At 69.3% G+C, this 18,008-nt stretch carries 17 protein-coding genes; 7 read left to right on the top strand and 10 right to left on the bottom strand.

Annotated features, from left to right (window positions below; genetic code table 11):
- Positions 1-76 precede the first annotated feature (76 nt).
- Entirely contained in the window at positions 77-1,204 is a 1,128-nt protein-coding gene (gene dnaN / locus ACOFKX_RS08815) for a DNA polymerase III subunit beta (RefSeq protein WP_419826629.1), read from the top strand.
- A 313-nt stretch (positions 1,205-1,517) separates the two neighbouring features.
- Entirely contained in the window at positions 1,518-2,318 is an 801-nt protein-coding gene (locus tag ACOFKX_RS08810) for a class I SAM-dependent methyltransferase (RefSeq protein WP_419826628.1), read from the top strand.
- Positions 2,319-2,359: 41 nt separating this feature from the next.
- On the opposite strand, the gene ACOFKX_RS08805 is transcribed toward ACOFKX_RS08810, so the two are convergent.
- Entirely contained in the window at positions 2,360-3,565 is a 1,206-nt protein-coding gene (locus ACOFKX_RS08805; protein WP_419826627.1) for an MFS transporter, read from the bottom strand.
- A gap of 66 nt (positions 3,566-3,631) precedes the next feature.
- Between ACOFKX_RS08805 and recF the strand changes: the two genes are divergently transcribed.
- The 4 genes from recF to gyrB all read left to right on the top strand — a co-directional run bounded on the left by recF (position 3,632) and on the right by gyrB (position 8,496).
- Complete coding sequence (gene recF, locus ACOFKX_RS08800; RefSeq protein WP_419826626.1) at positions 3,632-4,711, top strand: DNA replication/repair protein RecF; 1,080 nt, start codon at positions 3,632-3,634, stop codon at positions 4,709-4,711.
- Positions 4,712-4,793: 82 nt separating this feature from the next.
- Positions 4,794-5,549: an OmpA family protein gene (locus ACOFKX_RS08795; protein ID WP_419826625.1), complete on the top strand. Its 756-nt coding sequence runs from the start codon at positions 4,794-4,796 to the stop codon at positions 5,547-5,549.
- Positions 5,550-5,617: 68 nt separating this feature from the next.
- Positions 5,618-5,950 carry a hypothetical protein gene (locus tag ACOFKX_RS08790; RefSeq protein ID WP_419826624.1) on the top strand — a complete coding sequence of 111 codons (333 nt, stop codon included), beginning with the start codon at positions 5,618-5,620 and terminating at the stop codon, positions 5,948-5,950.
- A gap of 80 nt (positions 5,951-6,030) precedes the next feature.
- Positions 6,031-8,496: a DNA topoisomerase (ATP-hydrolyzing) subunit B gene (gene gyrB, locus ACOFKX_RS08785; protein ID WP_419826623.1), complete on the top strand. Its 2,466-nt coding sequence runs from the start codon at positions 6,031-6,033 to the stop codon at positions 8,494-8,496.
- Positions 8,497-8,577: 81 nt separating this feature from the next.
- Here the strand turns inward: gyrB and ACOFKX_RS08780 are convergent, their stop codons facing one another.
- From ACOFKX_RS08780 to ACOFKX_RS08770, 3 genes are read right to left on the bottom strand one after another with little or no spacing between them, the layout of a single operon-like run.
- Positions 8,578-9,375 carry an SDR family NAD(P)-dependent oxidoreductase gene (locus ACOFKX_RS08780; protein ID WP_419826622.1) on the bottom strand — a complete coding sequence of 266 codons (798 nt, stop codon included), beginning with the start codon at positions 9,373-9,375 and terminating at the stop codon, positions 8,578-8,580.
- A 30-nt stretch (positions 9,376-9,405) separates the two neighbouring features.
- Positions 9,406-9,891 carry a DUF4142 domain-containing protein gene (locus ACOFKX_RS08775; protein WP_419826621.1) on the bottom strand — a complete coding sequence of 162 codons (486 nt, stop codon included), beginning with the start codon at positions 9,889-9,891 and terminating at the stop codon, positions 9,406-9,408.
- Between the two features lie 23 nt (positions 9,892-9,914).
- On the bottom strand, positions 9,915-11,009 hold the full coding sequence (locus tag ACOFKX_RS08770; protein ID WP_419826620.1) for an alpha/beta hydrolase: 1,095 nt from the start codon (positions 11,007-11,009) through the stop codon (positions 9,915-9,917).
- Positions 11,010-11,168: 159 nt separating this feature from the next.
- Here ACOFKX_RS08770 and ACOFKX_RS08765 point away from each other — a divergent pair, with 159 nt between their 5' ends.
- Positions 11,169-12,065, top strand: coding sequence for an acyl-CoA thioesterase (locus ACOFKX_RS08765; protein WP_419827387.1), 897 nt, complete (start codon positions 11,169-11,171; stop codon positions 12,063-12,065).
- Here ACOFKX_RS08765 and ACOFKX_RS08760 read toward each other — a convergent pair.
- The 6 genes from ACOFKX_RS08760 to hpnI form a co-directional block, all read right to left on the bottom strand.
- A complete protein-coding gene (locus ACOFKX_RS08760; protein ID WP_419826619.1) occupies positions 12,062-12,571 on the bottom strand; it encodes a gluconokinase in 510 nt (169 codons plus the stop codon). The genes ACOFKX_RS08765 and ACOFKX_RS08760 overlap by 4 nt on opposite strands.
- Positions 12,572-12,581: 10 nt before the next feature.
- Positions 12,582-13,550 carry a lysylphosphatidylglycerol synthase domain-containing protein gene (locus ACOFKX_RS08755; RefSeq protein WP_419826618.1) on the bottom strand — a complete coding sequence of 323 codons (969 nt, stop codon included), beginning with the start codon at positions 13,548-13,550 and terminating at the stop codon, positions 12,582-12,584.
- Positions 13,547-14,443, bottom strand: a complete 897-nt coding sequence (locus tag ACOFKX_RS08750; RefSeq protein WP_419826617.1) for a ferritin-like domain-containing protein — start codon at positions 14,441-14,443, stop codon at positions 13,547-13,549. Before ACOFKX_RS08750 ends, ACOFKX_RS08755 begins: the two co-directional genes overlap by 4 nt.
- Positions 14,440-15,312, bottom strand: a complete 873-nt coding sequence (gene hpnK, locus ACOFKX_RS08745; protein WP_419826616.1) for a hopanoid biosynthesis-associated protein HpnK — start codon at positions 15,310-15,312, stop codon at positions 14,440-14,442. The genes ACOFKX_RS08750 and hpnK overlap by 4 nt, the downstream gene beginning before the upstream one ends.
- 76 nt (positions 15,313-15,388) lie before the next feature.
- Positions 15,389-16,837 (bottom strand): hopanoid biosynthesis associated radical SAM protein HpnJ, encoded by a 1,449-nt coding sequence (gene hpnJ, locus ACOFKX_RS08740; RefSeq protein WP_419826615.1) that lies wholly within the window; start codon positions 16,835-16,837, stop codon positions 15,389-15,391.
- Entirely contained in the window at positions 16,834-17,976 is a 1,143-nt protein-coding gene (hpnI, locus tag ACOFKX_RS08735) for a bacteriohopanetetrol glucosamine biosynthesis glycosyltransferase HpnI (protein ID WP_419826614.1), read from the bottom strand. The genes hpnJ and hpnI overlap by 4 nt, the downstream gene beginning before the upstream one ends.
- Positions 17,977-18,008: the final 32 nt, after the last annotated feature.

Here is an 18,008-nt window from a genome sequence, read left to right as displayed (position 1 = left end):
GCGGCGGATCGCCGCCCCTTTCCCGCACGCCCGAGCGCGCTATAGACAGAGCGCACATAAGCGGGGTCACGACTGCATGAAGGCGACGATCGAGCGCGCGACGCTGCTGAAGGGCCTGTCCCACGTCCAGTCGGTGGTCGAGCGGCGCAACACCATCCCGATCCTCTCCAACGTGCTGCTGGAGGCGGTGGCCGGCTCCGACGGCCCCGGCTTGCGCCTGATGGCCACCGACCTCGACCTCCAGATCGTCGAGACGATCGCGGCGGCGGTGGACCAGCCCGGCGCCATCACCGTGTCGGCGCACACATTGTTCGATATCGCGCGCAAGCTGCCCGAAGGCGCGCAGGTGTCGCTCTCGGCGGCCGAGGGCAAGATGGAGGTGAAGGCGGGGCGGGCCCGCTTCAACCTGCAGACGCTGCCGCGCGACGACTTCCCGGTGATCGCCGAGGGCGAGCTGCCGACCAGCTTCGAGCTGCCCGCGCCGACACTCCGCCAGATCATCGACAAGACGCGCTTCGCGATCTCGACGGAGGAGACGCGTTATTATTTGAACGGCATATACATCCACACCGCCGAGGACGGGCAGGGCGGCGCGGTGCTCAAGGCCGCCGCCACCGACGGGCATCGCCTCGCGCGCATGACGGTGCCGCAGCCGCAGGGCGCGGACGGGATGCCGGGCGTCATCATCCCGCGAAAGTGCGTGGGCGAGCTGCGCAAGCTCCTCGACGAGGTCGACGGCTCGGTGGACGTGTCGCTCAGCGCCACCAAAATCCGCTTCGGGCTGGGCTCGGCGACGCTGACCTCCAAGCTGATCGACGGCACCTTCCCGGACTATAGCCGCGTGATCCCCACCGCCAACGACAAGCTGCTCAAGATCGACCCCAAGAGCTTCGCGCAGGGCGTCGATCGGGTAGCGACGATCGCCAGCGAGAAGACCCGCGCGGTGAAGATGACGCTCGATCGCGACAAGATCATCCTCTCGGTCACCTCGCCCGAGAACGGCACGGCGGCCGAGGAAGTGCCCGGCGACTATGCCTCGCCCGGCTTCGATATCGGCTTCAACGCGCGCTACCTGATGGACATACTCGGCCAGATCGACGGCGACGCGGTGGAGGTCCACCTGGCGGACGCCGCCGCCCCCACGCTGATCCGCGAGAACGACGCCGCGCAGGCGCTCTACGTGCTGATGCCGATGCGGGTGTGAGGCGAAGGCCTCCGGCTCCAACATCCGGCGCGCCGACGCGGCCGATCGGCGCGAGTCGCGGCGGGGACCGGTTGGAGAGTCGACGTATCTCGTGCCCGCGAAAGTGACGAAGTGGACGCGTATGGCGGGTCCCGTCCGGCGGCTGCCAGAGACCTGCTGAGAAGGAGCCGATCCGACGCTAGCGCGCGTTTTCCAAGTCGTATCCAGCTATCGCGTCTACGGCCGCCATCGCCCAACTCCAGACGCAGTGTTTGAACTTCCTGGGATCGGTCGTTCGTCAATCGACGATGCTTTTGGCGCCAGCTAGGCGGAGATGATGGATACCGATGCTCCACCGATTACCAATCCACCACCCGAGCACCTGCGGATGCGCGTCTCGCTCACGAGCGATCCTGCATCGTTCGATGAGCTGGGCCATCATGCCGTAGTCGATCTCAAGCGGGCTCTGTCGGGCATTGGTCGGCCGCTCAACACATTCCGTAAGCTGCTCGATTGGGGTTGCGGGCCCGGCGGGACCGTCAAGCACCTGCCCGGCCATTTTCCGGGCGAGATCCACGCCTGCGACATCGATCGAGAAGCGGTCGAGTGGGTCGGCGCCAATCTGCCGTTCGTCAGGGCCGTCGTTACCGGCGAGTGGCCGCCACTACCTTATGCTGATGGCGAGTTCGACCTCATCATCAACCATTCGGTGCTGACGCACCTCGACGAAGCGCACCAGGACGCTTGGCTTCCCGAGCTGCGCCGTGTGCTTAGCTCCGGAGGTGTCCTCGTGCTGACGGTGCACGGCACCTTTTCGCAGGAGTTCTGGGTGGAGCATCTGCCTCGCGACGAGCCGGGTCGAGATGAACGCATCGCGACCATGTACCGAACGGTGGACCGGCAGGGCATCTACTTTATGCAGGACGACGCGTGGGCGGCCGACTTTCCGACCTACTACCAGAACACGTTTCATTCCCCGTGGTATGTCTTCGAGCACTGGTCCCGCTTCATGGAGATAGCGGCCTACATCCCGCGTGGTTCGCTCAGTCTGCAGGACATGGTGGTGCTGCGCCATAAGCGAGCGGAGGTTCCGGAGCGCACCTTCCCGCAAGCCGCTGTCCGCTCTCCGGCCTGATCGTCTCAATGCCGTCGGACTGCAAACCACCATTCTCTCCCTCACCTGAGCGCCACGCCCTTCCGCTCCGGCCCCACGAACGTCCAGACCGCCAGCACCACCGCCGTCACGCTCACGATCCACGCCAGCGCGTGCGGGTAGCCGTTGCGCTCCGCCAGCCCCGCCTGAAGGGTGGCGTTGGCCGAGGCGACGAGGTTGCCCGCCTGGTAGGCGAAGCCGGGGAAGGTGCCGCGCGCGCCGTCGGGCGCCAGTTCGTTCAGGTGGACGGGCACGATCCCCCACGCGCCCTGCACCGCCACCTGCATCAGGAACCCGCCCGCTGCCAGCATCGCCGCCGTGTGGCTGAACGCCCAGAGCGGGATCACCGGCAGCGCCAGCAGCGCGGCGGCGATGATCCCCCACCGCCGGGAGAAGCGATCGGACAGCGCGCCGAAGACGATGCCGCCGGTGATCGCGCCCACGTTCATGATCGCGGTGATGATGCCGACATGGTGCGTGTCGAAGCCGTGCGTCGTCTGGAGGAAGGTGGGGTAGAGATCCTGCGTGCCGTGGCTAAAGAAGTTGAACGCCGTCATCAGCACGATGACGTACAGCGCCGTCTTCCAGTGGCGCAGGATCACGCGGATCGGGTTCTCGCGCTGAGCCCCCCGGCTCGCCTCGAACGCCGGGCTCTCCTTCACGCCCAGCCGGATCAGGATCGTCAGGAAGGCCGGGATGATGCCCAGCATGAACATGCCGCGCCAGCCGATCGCGTCGAACAGGAAGAAGTAGGCGAGGCTCGCCAGCAGGTAGCCCGCCGCATAGCCTTCCTGGAGCAGGCCCGAGATCACGCCGCGCGCGCCCGCCGGGATCGTCTCCATCACCAATGACGCGCCGATCCCCCATTCGCCGCCCATCGCGAAGCCGAACGCCACGCGGATCGCGATCAGCGCGGGCAGCGTCGGCGCGAAGCCGCTGGCGAAGGCGAATAGCGAGTAGAGGATCACGTCGAGCATCAGGATCGGGCGGCGCCCGTAGCGATCCGCCAGCCAGCCGAAAGCGAGCGCCCCGAACGGCCGCGCCGCCAGCGTCAGCGTGACGGCCACCGCCACCGCCTTCACGTCGGTGCCGAACTCGGCTGCGATCGTCTTCAGCATGAACACCATGACGAAGAAATCGAACGCGTCCAATGTCCAGCCCAGGAACGCGGCGGCCACCGCGCTCCATTGGCCGCGATCCAGTTGTGCGAGTTCGCGCCTGACGCCCATGCCGCCTCTCCCCTGTTTGGTAGCGAGCATAGCCACGCGGCGCGTTCGCGGCCATGGCTGCGCGCGATGCCCGTCCGCCGCCTGCGCCTGACCGACTTCCGCTCCTACGCCGCCGCCGAGGTGCAGGCCGGGCCGGGCTTCGTCGCGCTGACCGGCGAGAACGGCGCCGGCAAGACCAACCTGCTCGAGGCGGTTTCGCTGCTGGCGCCGGGGAGGGGACTACGCGGCGCGACGCTGTCGGAGATGGCGCGGAGCGAGGGGCCGGGTGGCTTCGCGATGGCGGCGGTGCTGGGCGACGGCAACGAGATCGGCACCGGCGCCACCGCCACGGCGCCCGAGCGGCGGCAGGTGCGCGTCAACGGTGCCGGCCAGCCCGCCACCGCGCTTAGCGAGCGGCTGTCGGTGCTGTGGCTCACGCCGGCGATGGACCGGCTGTTCGCGGACAGCGCGGGCGCGCGGCGGCGCTTCCTCGATCGGCTGGTGCTGGCGCTGGTGCCCGATCATGGCCGCCACGCCGCGCGCTACGAGGCGGCGATGCGCGCGCGCAACAAGCTGCTCGCCGAGCCGGCCAATGATTTCGGCGGGGGCGCCGATCCGGCGTGGTTGGCGGCGCTGGAGGCGGGCATGGCCGAGCATGGCGCCGCCATTTCGCGCGCGCGGGCGGAGGTGGTTGCCACGCTTGCGGCTCGGCTCGTCGATGCGCCAGAGGGCCCGTTCGCGCGCGCCGGGCTGTCGCTGGAGGGCTGGTCGGGCGGCGATCTCGCCGCCGAGCTTCGGGCCGGGCGCGCGCGCGACGCGGCGGCGGGACGCGCGCTTGCGGGGCCGCACCGCAGCGATCTCGCGGTCGTCCACCTCGCCAAGCGCCGCGCGGCGGCGCTCGCCTCCACCGGCGAGCAGAAGGCGCTGCTGATCGGTATCGTGCTCGCCCACGCCGGCCTTGTCGCAGAGCGCACCGGGCGACCGCCGGTCCTGCTCCTCGACGAGGTGGCGGCGCATCTCGATCCGCTCCGCCGTGCCGCGCTGTTCGAGCGGCTGGCGGAGACGGGCGGACAGGTGTGGATGACGGGCACGGAGCCTGCATTGTTCATGGAGCTTCCCGGCGACGCTACCCGGCTGACGGTAGCGGACGGGGCGGTCACCGCCTGAACGGCGGCTTTCGGCTCGCCTCATCGTCCGTTCAAGCGCCGTGGGCCAGTTCGGCGGCGGGTGGGGACAAGGGAGATATCGCATGATCCGCAACGCCAAGCCCGTTCTCGCCGCCATCCTCTCGCTCGCCGCCGCCGCGCCCGTCGTCGCGCAGCCTGGCTACGTCTACGACTGGGGCCCGCCGGGGCGAGCCTGGGACCTGCGCGGGCCGGGCGTGCGCCTGCTCTACCCGGAGCTGCGCGAGGATAGGCGGGGGCGCGCCTTCGTGGCGCGCAACTTCGATCGGGATGGTGACGGTTGGCTGACGCGGCGCGAGGCACTGACCGCCGATCGCGCCTTCGACGCCATCGCCGGCGCCGACCGCGCGCGCTTCGACTGGGAGGCGCGGCATGCCCCGCCACCGCCGCCGCCGGGCTATGCCGGCGGCTGGAATCGTGAGGGGATGCGCGGCTACCACTTCCGCCAGGGCCGCGAAGGCGCGGTGTTCGACGTCTCCGACGTGCTGTTCCGCACCGGATCGGCCGAGCTTCGTCCCGGTGCTGAGGCTAGGCTGCGACCGCTCGCGGGCTTCCTGCGCGCCAACCCGGGCGTCCGTGTCGCGATCGACGGCAACACCGACTCGGTCGGTGCGGCGGCAAGCAATCGCCAGCTCTCGCGCGATCGCGCCGCGTCCGTCGCCTCGGCGCTGGAGGCGATGGGGGTCGATCCCGGCCGCTTCCGGCTCGCGGGCCGTGGCGAAACCGCGCCCGTCGCCAGCAACGCGACCGTCGAAGGCCGGCAGCTCAACCGCCGCGTCGAGGTCACGCTGATCGGGCGGCGCGCCGCCGAGTTCGGCTGATCGAACCCGGCTTCTGCGCGTTCCCCAACCCGCGCCGTCCGGATCGGCGGCCAAGCGAAGGACAGACTATGCAAAAGATGATGATCGCCCTAGCTCTCGGTGCCGTGACCGCGACGACCGCCGCGCAGGCTGCGATGCCGGTCAACCTGCGGCAGGCGAACCAGGAGCGCCGGATCGACGCCGGCGTCCGCTCGGGCAAGCTCACCCACCGCGAGGCGGCGCGGCTGAAGGCGCAGCAGGCTTCGATCCGGCAGGAGGAGGCGCGCCTGCGTGCGAGGCACGGCGGCCATCTTACCGCCCGCGACAAGCGGCTGATCCACGCCCGCCAGAACGCCGCGAATGCGCAGATCCTGCACAAGAAGGACAATACGGCGCGCGGGCCGAACAAGCTGAAGATCTAATTCGCGCGAGGCGGCGCCGGCACTCGTTCGGCGCCGCCATTTTCCTTCCGTTGGTGCGCTGCGACGCCTATATCGGCGACATGGCAGACACCCCCCCGATCGCCCCCCAGAACGAGTATGGCGCCTCTTCCATCAAGGTCCTGAAAGGCCTCGACGCTGTTCGCAAGCGGCCGGGCATGTATATCGGCGATACCGACGACGGATCGGGCCTTCACCACATGGTGTTCGAGGTCTCGGACAACGCCATCGACGAGGCGCTGGCCGGGCATTGCGACCGCATCGTCATCATGCTCAACCCCGACGGCTCGGTTTCGGTCGAGGACAATGGTCGCGGCATCCCGACGGGCATCCACCCGCAGGAAGGCGTGTCGGCGGCCGAGGTCATCATGACCCAGCTCCACGCCGGCGGGAAGTTCGACAACGCGAGCGACAGCAACGCCTACAAAGTCTCGGGCGGGTTGCATGGCGTGGGTGTCAGCGTGGTCAACGCGCTGTCCGACACGCTTGACCTCACCATCTGGCGCGACGGTGAGGAGCACCAGATGCGCTTTCGGCGCGGCGATGCGGAGGCGCCGCTCAAGGTGGTGGGTCCGTCGGACCGGCGTGGCACCCGCGTCACCTTCCTGCCCAGCCCCGACACGTTCAAGATCACCGAGTTCGATTTCGAGAAGCTGGAGCATCGCTACCGTGAGCTCGCCTTCCTCAACTCGGGCGTGCGGCTGTTCCTGGTCGACGCGCGCCATGCCGAGAAGAAGGAGATCGAGCTGTTCTACGAGGGCGGGATCGCCGCCTTCGTTAAATATCTCGATCGCGCCAAGGTGCCGTTGATGCCCGATCCGGTGGCGATCACCGGCCAGCGCGACGATGTCGGCATCGACGTCGCGCTGGAGTGGAACGACAGCTATTACGAGCAGGTCCTCTGCTTTACCAACAACATCCCGCAGCGTGACGGCGGCACGCACCTGGCTGCCTTTCGCGCCGCGCTGACGCGCACGCTCAACAACTATGCCGAGAAGTCCGGGCTGCTGAAGAAGGAGAAGGTGAGCCTCACCGGCGACGACATGCGCGAGGGGCTGACCGCGATCGTCTCCGTCAAGCTGCCCGATCCCAAGTTCGGGTCGCAGACCAAGGACAAGCTCGTCTCGTCGGAGGTGCGCCAGCCGCTGGAAAGCCTGATGGCGGACAAGCTCGCCGAGTGGCTGGAGGAAAACCCCGCCCACGGCCGCTCGATCGTCGGCAAGGTGATCGACGCTGCCGCCGCGCGCGAGGCGGCGCGCAAGGCGCGCGAACTCACCCGGCGGAAGGGCGCGATGGACATCGCATCGCTGCCCGGCAAGCTCGCCGACTGCCAGGAGCGCGATCCTGCCAAGTCCGAGCTGTTCATCGTAGAGGGCGACAGCGCCGGCGGCTCCGCCAAGCAGGGCCGCAACCGCCACAACCAGGCGATCCTGCCGCTGAAGGGCAAGATCCTCAACGTCGAGCGCGCGCGCTTCGATCGGATGCTGTCCTCCAAGGAGGTCGGCACGCTGATCCAGGCGCTGGGCACCGGTATCGGCCGCGACGACTTCAACGCCGACAAGTTGCGCTACCACAAGATCGTCATCATGACCGACGCCGACGTCGACGGCGCGCATATCCGCACGCTGCTGCTGACCTTCTTCTACCGGCAGATGCCCGAGCTGATCGCGCGCGGACACCTCTTCATCGCTCAGCCGCCGCTCTATAAGATCACGCGCGCGCGCCACGAGATGTACGTCAAGGATCAGGCCGCGCTCGACGATTATCTGGTCGAGAGCGGCGTAGAAGCGCTGGTGCTCGATACCGCCGAGGGGCGGCGTTCGGGCAACGATCTCCAGACGCTGATCGGTCACGCGCGGCGGATGCGCATGCTGATGGGCTATGTGCCGCGTCGCTACGAGCCGATGATGGTGGAGGCGCTGTCGCTGACCGGGGCGCTGGCACCTGATGCCGACCGCGCGAGTGCGGCGGCGGCGACGGCCGCGTGGCTCGGCCGCGACGATCCCGAGGCGGCATGGACCGGCGAGGCATCGGCCGAGGGTGGCTACCATCTCGTGCGGGGTTGGCGCGGCGTGTCGGACCACCATGTCGTCGATGCGGCGTTCCTGGGCTCTGCCGAGGCGCGCAAGCTCCACGCGCTCGCCGCCGAGCAGGCGGACGCCTACGCGCAGCCGTCGCGGCTCGTGGCGGTCAAGGATGTCGGGCGCGACGAGGGCGAAGGCGAGGACGCCGCGCCCGCCGGCGCGAAGGGCATCGCGATCGGCCGCCCCTCCACGCTGCTGGAGGCGGTGTTCGCGCAAGGACGCAAGGGCGCCGCGATCGCGCGCTACAAAGGGCTGGGCGAGATGAACGCCGAGCAACTTTGGGAAACGACGCTCGATCCGGACAACCGCTCGCTGCTCCGTGTCGAGGTCGCGCAGGCCGACGTCGCCGACGAGATCTTCACCCGCCTGATGGGTGACATCGTCGAGCCGCGTCGCGAGTTCATCCAGGAGAATGCGCTCTCGGTCGCCAATCTCGACGTCTGAACGACGGCCGTCGGGCCGCCTGTTCGGCCGCGCCCATAGCCCGGCCGGGTACCGATGCCGCCCTGCCGTTGCGGTTCGCGCTCAGGCGGAGCCCGGCTCCGACAGCCCGCGATGGACCTGCGCCGCAACGCCGTCCGGCAGCGCGTCTGCGATCGCGCCCATCACCTTGTTCTTGAGCAGCGGCAGGACCTTGTCCTTGTCGGCCGTCAGCGCAGCGAACGCGGCCTTGGCGACGTCGCGCGGATCGTCCTTGTTCTCGGACGCGCCCGCTTTGGTATCCATCATGTCGGCGCGGCTGAAAAAGTTCGTTTCGGTGACGCCCGGCATCAGCACCGTCACGCCGACGTTGGTGTCCTTCAGCTCGTTCCTCAGCGCCTCGCCGAACCAGCGCAGGAACATCTTGGTGGCGCCGTACACCGCCTCGAAGGGATCGGGCATGGTCGCCGCGATCGACGAGGTGAAGAGCAGCTTGCCCGCATCGCGCGCCACCATCGCGGGCAGCACCAGCTTGGTGAGCTGCACGGCGCCGCGCACGTTGAGGTCGATCATCCTCAGCTCGGTAGCGAGATCGGTCTCGACGAACGGGCCGCCAAGGCCGATGCCGGCGTTGACCGCGAGCATGTCGACGGGACGGCCGAGCCGCACGATCGCGTCGTGCAGGCTCGCGACGCCATCCTCGGTGGCAAGATCGGCGGCGTGCTGCTCTATGCGCGCCCCGCCGGTCGACAGCGTCTGCGCCGCCTCGGCAAGGTGCGACCGATCCTCGGCCGCGATCAGCACGTCGAAGCCGTTGCCGACGAACTCGCGCGCGAGTTCCAGCCCGATGCCGTTCGATCCGCCGGTGACGACCGCGAAGCGGCGGTCATTCGAGTCCGCCATGCCGTCTCTCCTCGTTCTCGGGTCGAAGGCTCACATCGTCTTGAGCATCTCGACATGGTTTTGCACCACTGGAACGATGCCACCCGCCGCCGCCTTCAGCGCGGGCGCCGTACCGTCGGTGGCGTAGGCCTTCTGCACCGCCAGCGCCTGGTTGTGCGAGGCTTTCTGCTCCGCCACGTAGCGTGCGTCGCGCGCCGGCCCGCTCTCGCCGTCGAGCTCGGCGACGAGCTCCGTCTGGAGCGGATTGAGCATCGGCGGCGGCGCCTTGACCTTGGATTTGGCGGCGGCGGCCTTGACCTGCGCCGTGCTCTTGGCGTGATCGGCGATCATTTGCTGCGCAAAGGCGCGGATCTTGGGATCCTGCGTCGTCTTGAGCACCGTCTGGCTCGACTGGATCTCGTAGAGATCGCTGGCGCCGGCGGTGGCGACATATTCGGTGGGCGTCATCACCTGCGCCGCGAGCGGGCCGGCCGCGAGCGCGGCGATAACAGCAGCTATGGGAGCGAACCTGGTCATCATCCTATCTCCGGAAAAGCGTGTCAGCGGGCGAATGCGGCCTTGAGCCGGGCGATGCCGTAGTTCTCGGCGTCATAGGCGCCGCGCACCACCTTCCCCATGCCGAAGAACTCGTGGGTGACGCCTGGGAAGGTCTTCTGCTCGACCTTGTCGCCGGCCTTGCGCATCGCCGCCGCCAGCGTCTCGCCGTCGGAGCGCAGCGGATCGATCTGCGCGTTGACGATCGTCGTCGGCGGGAGGCCATGAAGGTCCGCCTTCACCAGATTGACGCGCGGGTCCATCTGATCCGCCTTGGTGGTCGAGTAGTAATAACCGAACCAGTTGAGCATCGCGGTGTTGAGCGGCTTGGCGTTGGCCGCGTCCTTCCTCGACGGCAGGTTCATGTCGCTGTTGGCGATCGGATAGACCGACAGGACGTGGACGGGCGGCGGCAGCCCGTTGTCGCGCGCGTAGATCGCGGTGGCGACGACGAGATTGCCGCCGGCGCTCTCGCCCGCCAATGCGATCTTCCGCGGATCGCCGCCCCACGAGGCGGCGTTCTGCGTCACCCAGCGGTAGGCGGCGGCGGCGTCCTCGTGCTGCGCGGGGAACTTGAACTCGGGCGCGTGGCGATACTCGACCGAGACGACGATGGCGTTGAGCTGCTTCGACAATGCACGCGGCGTGTCGTCATAGGTGTTGATGTCCGCGATCACCCAACCGCCGCCATGATAGTAGACGATGACGGGCATCGGCGTCGCCGCGCCGCCGGCGGCGGACGCCGGCCTGTAGATGCGCGCATACTGCATCGGATCGGAACCGTAGGGCATCTCCTGCGTCACCACCGCCGGATCGGGCGCGGTGGACATGCCCTGCTTGTGCATGACGGCGTGCGCGGCATCGGCGGCGCTCGGCTGGAGCCGGGCCTTGAGCGGCGTCAACGTCTCGATGGGCTTCGCGCCGAGCGCCATCATCTGGTCGAGCACCGCCTGCATGTCGGGCGCCGGCTTCGGCGGCTGCGTGGCGGATGCGGGCGGCGGCGGGGGCGGCGCGGCATCGATCGAGCCGGGCGACTGCGCGAACGCGGCGGCGGACGTGCCGAGCAGCAGCGCTGCGGTGATGGCGATACGACGGCTCATGATGGCTCCCCTGTTCGGCCGGACCGCCGGTGAACCGGTATGCCGTTGTTCGGTTCCTCAAATATTCGGCATACCTCAAAGCCTTGACGTAGATTAGGCGAGTCTCGGTGGTGTGCTCGCCGCTTCGCCGTTGCGCGGGCGGCGACCGCCATGGCAGGGATGGCCACGATGATCCAGCCGCCGTCCCCGCCTGAGGAGCGTGTCGCTGCGCTCGTCCGCCTCCTCGACGTCGAGGAGATCGATCGCGACCTCATGCGGGGCGCGCGCAAGCCCGGCGGCGTCGGCCGAGTGTTCGGGGGCCAGGTGATCGCGCAGGCGCTCGCCTCGGCGACGCGCTCGATCGAGGACGACAAGGTCGCCCACTCGCTCCACGCCTACTTCATGCGCGGCGGCGATGAGGACTGGCCCATCGTGTTCCGCGTGGTGCGCGACTTCGACGGGCGCAGCTTCGCGACGCGCCGCATCATCGCGCTGCAGAAGGGGAAGCCGATCCTCAACATGGCTGCCTCCTTCCAACGGCCGGAGGAAGGGTTCGCGCATCACGCGCCGATGCCGGACGTACCCCGCCCTGACGCATTGCCGACGATGGCGGAACGCATCGACGCGCGTTCGCCCGGCACGATGAACGATCTCGCGCGCGACCGCATGCTCAACGGTCCCATCGAACTTCGTCCGTGCGAGCCGTTCGACGCGGAGCCCGGGGCGCCGCCCTTCCAGTCGACTTGGTTCCGGGCCGTGGCGCCGTTGCCAGAGGATCCGCGAGTCCATCGCGCGGTGCTCGCCTACGCCTCCGACATCGCGCTACTCGGCACGTCGCTACGCGTCCACGGCGGGCTCTGGGACGCCGATACGGTTGTGGCGGCGAGCCTTGATCACGCGCTGTGGCTGCATGAGACGCCGCGCGCCGACGACTGGCTGCTCTACGCGTGCGATAGCCCGTGGGCGGGCGGCGCGAGAGGCTTCAACCGCGGTCTCATCTACGCCGCCGATGGCCGGCTGGTGGCGAGCGCCGCGCAGGAAGGTTTGATCCGCCCCGCGACGAACGCGGGAGCCTAGCCCGGCAGCGAGCGCAACCAGGCAAGCGCCTCGTCGACGTTTGTCTCCATCGGCCGCGTCGCATCGAGGATCAGCGCGCGCTCGGGCGCGCGCGGCTTCTCCAGCGTCGTGAGCTGGCTCGCGAGCAGCGAGGGCGGCATGAAATGGCCGCGCCGCTCAGCGATGCGGTGGCGGAGGACCGCCTCGGGTGCGTCGATGAGCAGGAAGGCGGCGCGCGGCGCCGCTGCCAGCAACCGCTCGCGATAGGCGCGTTTGAGCGCGGAGCAGCTTGCCACCGTCCAGCCTTCCGCCGCGCCGAGCGCGCGCGCGACCGCGTCGAGCCATGGCACGCGATCCGCGTCGTCCAGCGCCACGCCGGCCTTCATCTTAGCGACGTTGACGGGCGGGTGGAGGTCGTCACCCTCGACGAAGCCGCAGCCGAGCGCGTCGGCCAGCGTGCGCCCAAGGCTGGTCTTTCCCGACGCCGAAACGCCCATGACGACGATGGCACGGGGGGCGCCGCTCACGCTCGGTCCATCACGCGGTGCGGGGCCGCCACTCGCGCGCCTGCCAGGCGATCAGTGCGGGCACGCCGATCGCGACGTCGCGCGCGCGCTTGACGAGCGATAGTGCGACCGCGGCGTGCGGATCGATGCCGAACAGCCCGGCGAGCAGCAGGTACGCCGCCTCCTGCACGCCGATCGCGCCGGGGATCGCGAACGCCGCCGTGCGCACCGCGAAGATCAGGCTTTCCAGCGCCAGCATCCGCCCGAACGGCACCGCCGTGCCCATCATCGCCAGCGTCGCCCAGCCGATGCCCGCGCTCATGAGCCAGCCCGCGAGGTTCAGCGCCAGCGATACGGTGATGCGTCCCCGCCGCGCGTATATGCCGTCGAGCTCGGCGCGCAACGCCGCGAGCGGCAGGTCCATGTCGGGCGCGAGCTTGCCGAGCATCGCCGCGCCCATCGACAGCAGCGGGCGCTGCAAGGCAGCGAAGCTCGCGAGCGTCACGATGCCGATCGCCGCGCCGATCCACACCCCGTTCGCCGCCGCCTCGTTGCCCGCCGCGAGGCGGCCGGCGAGCACCACCATCCCGAACAGCGTCACCACCGCCTGGCTACCCATCTCGGTCGTGAGATCGACGATCATCGAGGCATAGACCGGCACCGCCGGCAGGCCTGCCGCCGTCAGCGTGCGCGAACCTACCACCAGCCCGCCGAGCTGAGCGAAGGGTAGGATGTCGCTCGACGCCTCGCGCGCGGTGCGCGCCCAGGCGAACAGCCCGAGGCGATCGACGCCGGCGGCGGGCAGCACCGCCAGCCACGCCGCGCCCAGCACCGCCATCAGCGCCAGCGACATCGTGCACAACGCGGCGAACCCCCCGGCGCCCAACCGCGCCGCCGCCTCCACGAGCGCGGAGAGGCCGACCACGCCCAGCGTCCAGATCCCCGCCGCCATGCCGCAGACGGTCGCCAGCGCGATCGGCCAGCGTAGGCGATTGCTCATGCCGTCGCGGCTTTGCCCTTGGGGATGAAGCGCAGCGCGGTGCGGATCGCCCAGGGCACGAAGCGCGGGCGGATCAGCCGCTCGTCATAGGGCGCGAGGCGGCGCGCATTCTCGGCGAGGCAGATTTCCGCCAACTCGCGGAAGCTGATCTCCACCCCCAGCTCCTTGGAGCCGTTCAGGGTGAAATTGTTCTCCTGCGCCTTGGTGTTCTTGCCCATGCCCTTGGCCATGTCGAGCCGCTCCCAGATCAGGAACGCCCACACCGCGAGCACCTTGGCCTCGAAGATCGGGCGACGCCACCACGGCATCGTGCGCCGCCACCACGCCACCCAGTTGACGAAGAACAGGATGTGGCGCCCTTCCTCGCGCATCACCGGATCGAAGGTATCGATGAGTTCGGGCGGGAAGAAGCCGCTGGCCTGCGCCACCTTGAACAGGCCGAAGCCGAAGAAGCTGTCGATGCACTCCGAATAGCCCGACCGCATGAAGGCGAACTCGGGATCGCGCGGGCGGACATAAGGCGGCGCGGGCTCCAGCTCGATGCCATAAGCCGTCACCATATCGGCGAGCACTACCTTGTGACGCGCCTCCTCGAAGGCGTCCATCTCGATCGCTTGCTTCAGGAGCGGATCGGACACCGTCTCGCCGAAGGTCTTCACGAACAGGCCGGTGCGCCCCTCGGTCTGCACCGCCATGTCCCAGATCGGCAGCGAGGCGATCTTGCCGCGCGTCTCCTCGCTGAGCTTCGGCCAATCGAGCAGCGCGGGCCGGTAGGGATCGTGCGTGTCGAGCAGCGTGCGGCAGAACAGGTCGCGGTGCGCGTCAGAGCCGAGCGGCGCCGGCTCGCCGAGTGCGGGCGCGGAAGGCCCCATGCCGCGATCCATCGCCGTCATTCCCGTCCTCCCAGCTCCGCGAAATGCGCCAGCCGCGCGCCCCGCCGTCCCACCGCCTCGCGCACGTCGCCACCGACGAGCGCCGCGAGTTCGCCGCGGTAGTCGTACCCCGGCGCGTGGCCCGGCCAGTCGTCGACGGTCGCGGGGTGGAGATAGAGTTCGGTGACGCCGGGCGGAAGGGCGTCGATGAGCCTGGCGACGCGCGCCGGCGTCATGTGCCCGGACCAGGCGAGGCCGAGCACGCGATCGGGTACTGCCAGCCCAGCACGCCGGAAACGCCGCGCGACGCTTCTCGCGTAAGGCGCCGCGATGCGCCCGGCGAGGCCGACATGCACCGGCTCGACCGCGCGGAGCAGCGCCAACGGCTCGACGGGCGCTCGCGCCGCACGGAGCCCGTGGCGGCGGCCGTGCTTCAGGATCAGCGCGGCGACCATCGGGTGGAGGTGGAAATGCTTGTGCGCGTTGACGTGATCGAGGGCCAAGCCGGTGGCGGCGAAGGCGTCGAACTGCGCGCCGATCTCGGCATCGAGCTGGCGGCGGACTTGGGGGCGCAGGAAGTTGACGCCGGCAAGCGCCATGTTCGTTCGGAAGCGGGCTGCTCCGTCGACGAGATCGGGCACGTCGCGCGCGGGCAGCGTGGGTCGTCCCTCCACCAGCACGAGGTGCAACCCGACGCCGAGCCCGGGCAGCGCCTTGGCGCGCGCCACCGCGTCGGCGGCGGCGTCGCCCGCGACCATAAGGCTGGCGCAGGTGAGGATGCCGTGCCGGTGGCCACGCTCCACCGCCTCGTTGACGGCGCGCGAGGCGCCGAAATCGTCGGCTGTGACGAGGAGGGTGGGCGCCTCACCCCTCCAATGGTCCCCTCGCAAGGGAGGTTTCACCTTCGGTCCTCCCCCTGCAAGGGGAGGGGGACCATGCGCAGCATGGTGGAGAGGTGCCCTTAGCCTAAGCCGCCTGCTTGCGGTGGCGTAGGAAGCTGAAGAACTCGACGCCCTCGCGCAGGCGGCGCTTCATCATGTCGAAGTCGCGGATCATCTCGCCGACGATCGCGCCCATCTTGCGCGGGCGGAAGTAGAAGCGCTTGTAGAATTCCTCCACCTTGTCGAAGATCACGCTGGCGGGCAGGTGCGGATAGCTGAGCTGCGCGATCTGCGTCCCGCCGTCGGTGAGCAGTTCGTTCGAATTGTCGAACCAGCCGTTCTCGGTCGCCTGCTTGTAGAGGAAGGTGCCGGGATAGGGCGCCGCCAGCGAGACCTGGATGGTGTGCGGATTGATCTCTTTCGCGTACTCGATCGTCTCCTCGATCGTCTCCAGCGTCTCGCCGGGCAACCCCAGGATGAAGGTGCCGTGGATGACGATGCCGAGATCGTGGCAGTCCTTGGTGAACTGCCGCGCGACGTCGACGCGCAGGCCCTTCTTGATGTTGTGCAGGATTTTTTGGTTACCGCTCTCGTAGCCCACCAGCAGCAGGCGGCAGCCGCCGGCCTTCATGATCTCCAGCGTCTTCCTCGGCACGTTGGCCTTGGCGTTGCAGCTCCACGAGACGGGGAAGCCGGGCCTGCCGAAGCCCAGCGCGCCGAGCGCGACCGCGATTTCCTCGATGCGCGGCGCGTTGTCGGTCAGCGTGTCGTCGTCAAAGAAGATCTCCTTCACCTGCGGCATCTCGCGCAGGACGTAGCGCACCTCCTCGACCACGTGCGGGATGGAGCGGGTGCGGTAGTTGTGCCCGCCCACCGTCTGCGGCCACAGGCAGAAGGTGCAGCGGCTCTTGCAGCCGCGCCCGGTGTAGAAGCTGACATAGGGGTGGCGCAGATAGCCGCCGAAATACTTCTCGATCGTCAGGTCGCGCTTGTAGATCGGCGACACGAACGGCAGCGTGTCCATATCCTCGACGACGGCGCGGTCCTTGTTGTGGACGATCGCGCCCGACGCGTCGCGGTAGGAGATGCCGTCCACCTCCGAAAGCGGCATGCCGCTGGCGACGTCCAGCACCGTGAAGTCGAACTCGTTGCGGCACACGAAATCGACCGCCGCGCTCGTGTCCAGCACCTTCTGCGACTCGACCGCCGCCTTGGCGCCAATGAAGCCGATGATCGCGTTGGGGTTGCGCCCCTTGATGAGCTCGGCGGTGTGCACGTCCTGCCGGAACGAGGGCGTGGAGGTGTGGAGGATGACGAGCTCCTTGTCGTCCACCTCGTGCGCGATATCGTCCCAGCTCTGGTCGTGCGCGGGGGCGTCGATGAGGCGCGATCCCTCGACCAGCGCTGCGGGCTGCGCGAGCCATGTCGGATACCAGAAGGAGCGCACCTCACGCTTCATCTGGTAGCGGGCGCCGGCGCCGCCGTCGTAGCCGTCGAACGAAGGGGCCTGGAGGAACAGCGTGCGCAGCGTCATGGGAACTCCTTGGCCGCCGATACGCGGCCGGACGGCTCCATTTTAAGCCTGCTGCCGCGCCAATCAACCGAGCGCGCGAAGAAGGCGGCGACGAAGACGGCGAAGGAGAGGCCGTCGCGCCACGGCAGTAACCAGGCGGATGCGGTGCGCCGCGCCCCGCCGCCCAGCCGCGCGGCGGCGGCATCCACCGTCCGCCACAGCAGCAGGCGCGCCAGGACGGCGAGCGCGAGCAGCGCCAGCCCCGCGCGCGGCGTCGCGGCGCAGGCGATCAGCGTCAGCGGTATGGGATAGGTGAGGATCGTGCCGATCTGGCCGCCGGGATTGATCCGCAGGATCGTCGCGGCCCAGCGCAGCTCGTGCCGCCACACCGCCGCGAGACTCGGCTCGTCGCAGCCGTGGACGAGCATCATCGCCGGCACCACCACGCGCAGGCCCTGCGCGCGCACCGCCTCGCCGAGCGCGTAATCGTCGGCCAGCGAGTCGGCAAAGGGCATGAAGCCGCCGGCCGCCGCAAGGGTGCGCGCGCGCAGCGCGATCGTCGATCCCATGCCCGGCCGCGCCAGCCCGAGCCTCAGGCCCACGAGCAGCTGGGGCAGGAAATGATAGCTGATCCCGGCGGCGGCCAGCACCGACCAGCGCCCGGCATCGCCGCGCCCTCGATAAAGGCAGGTGGCGGCGCCCACGCCCGGTTCGCCAAGCGCGCCCGCCAGCCGCCGCAGATAGTCGCGCGGCACCGCCATGTCGCTGTCGCTGAGCACCACCATGTCGTGGCTCGCCGCCGGCCCCATGTTGATGAGGTTGGAGACCTTGGCGTTGCCGCCGTGGCGCGTCGCGTCGCGGATGAGGACGACGTTCGCGGTCGCAGGAAGCGAGGAGACCACCGCGATCGCTTGATCGTCGGCGCGCTGCACGCCCGCCACCATCTCGATCGGTGCGGCCCAATCCTGATCGAGGAAGGTCATGAGGTTGTCGCGCAGGCGAGGCTCGGCGCCGTGCAGCGGCTTCAGCAGCGACACGGGCTCGGCCGGCCCGACGGGCGCCGCGCCCCGGCCGAAGCCCGCCACCGCCCACGCCGCGAACAGCGTGTAGGCTACCGCCGCGCCGGCGAGGAGCGCGGGCATCCAGACGATGATCGTCACCCCGCCTCCTTACCGTTCCGCCATGTCCGTGC

This window comes from Sphingomonas sp., assembly GCF_965200105.1.
Classification (GTDB): domain Bacteria; phylum Pseudomonadota; class Alphaproteobacteria; order Sphingomonadales; family Sphingomonadaceae; genus Solisphingomonas.
Note: the sequence above shows the minus strand (reverse complement) of the source record. Positions and strands in the feature narration are given on the sequence as shown.

Excerpts from the sequence above, each read along its gene's own strand:
- dnaN (WP_419826629.1), top strand. The coding sequence starts at position 77 with ATGAAGGCGACGATCGAGCGCGCGACGCTGCTGAAGGGCCTGTCCCAC.
- ACOFKX_RS08810 (WP_419826628.1), top strand. The coding sequence starts at position 1,518 with ATGATGGATACCGATGCTCCACCGATTACCAATCCACCACCCGAGCAC.
- ACOFKX_RS08805 (WP_419826627.1), bottom strand. The coding sequence starts at position 3,565 with ATGGGCGTCAGGCGCGAACTCGCACAACTGGATCGCGGCCAATGGAGC.
- recF (WP_419826626.1), top strand. The coding sequence starts at position 3,632 with ATGCCCGTCCGCCGCCTGCGCCTGACCGACTTCCGCTCCTACGCCGCC.
- ACOFKX_RS08795 (WP_419826625.1), top strand. The coding sequence starts at position 4,794 with ATGATCCGCAACGCCAAGCCCGTTCTCGCCGCCATCCTCTCGCTCGCC.
- ACOFKX_RS08790 (WP_419826624.1), top strand. The coding sequence starts at position 5,618 with ATGCAAAAGATGATGATCGCCCTAGCTCTCGGTGCCGTGACCGCGACG.
- gyrB (WP_419826623.1), top strand. The coding sequence starts at position 6,031 with ATGGCAGACACCCCCCCGATCGCCCCCCAGAACGAGTATGGCGCCTCT.
- ACOFKX_RS08780 (WP_419826622.1), bottom strand. The coding sequence starts at position 9,375 with ATGGCGGACTCGAATGACCGCCGCTTCGCGGTCGTCACCGGCGGATCG.
- ACOFKX_RS08775 (WP_419826621.1), bottom strand. The coding sequence starts at position 9,891 with ATGACCAGGTTCGCTCCCATAGCTGCTGTTATCGCCGCGCTCGCGGCC.
- ACOFKX_RS08770 (WP_419826620.1), bottom strand. The coding sequence starts at position 11,009 with ATGAGCCGTCGTATCGCCATCACCGCAGCGCTGCTGCTCGGCACGTCC.
- ACOFKX_RS08765 (WP_419827387.1), top strand. The coding sequence starts at position 11,169 with ATGGCCACGATGATCCAGCCGCCGTCCCCGCCTGAGGAGCGTGTCGCT.
- ACOFKX_RS08755 (WP_419826618.1), bottom strand. The coding sequence starts at position 13,550 with ATGAGCAATCGCCTACGCTGGCCGATCGCGCTGGCGACCGTCTGCGGC.
- ACOFKX_RS08750 (WP_419826617.1), bottom strand. The coding sequence starts at position 14,443 with ATGACGGCGATGGATCGCGGCATGGGGCCTTCCGCGCCCGCACTCGGC.
- hpnJ (WP_419826615.1), bottom strand. The coding sequence starts at position 16,837 with ATGACGCTGCGCACGCTGTTCCTCCAGGCCCCTTCGTTCGACGGCTAC.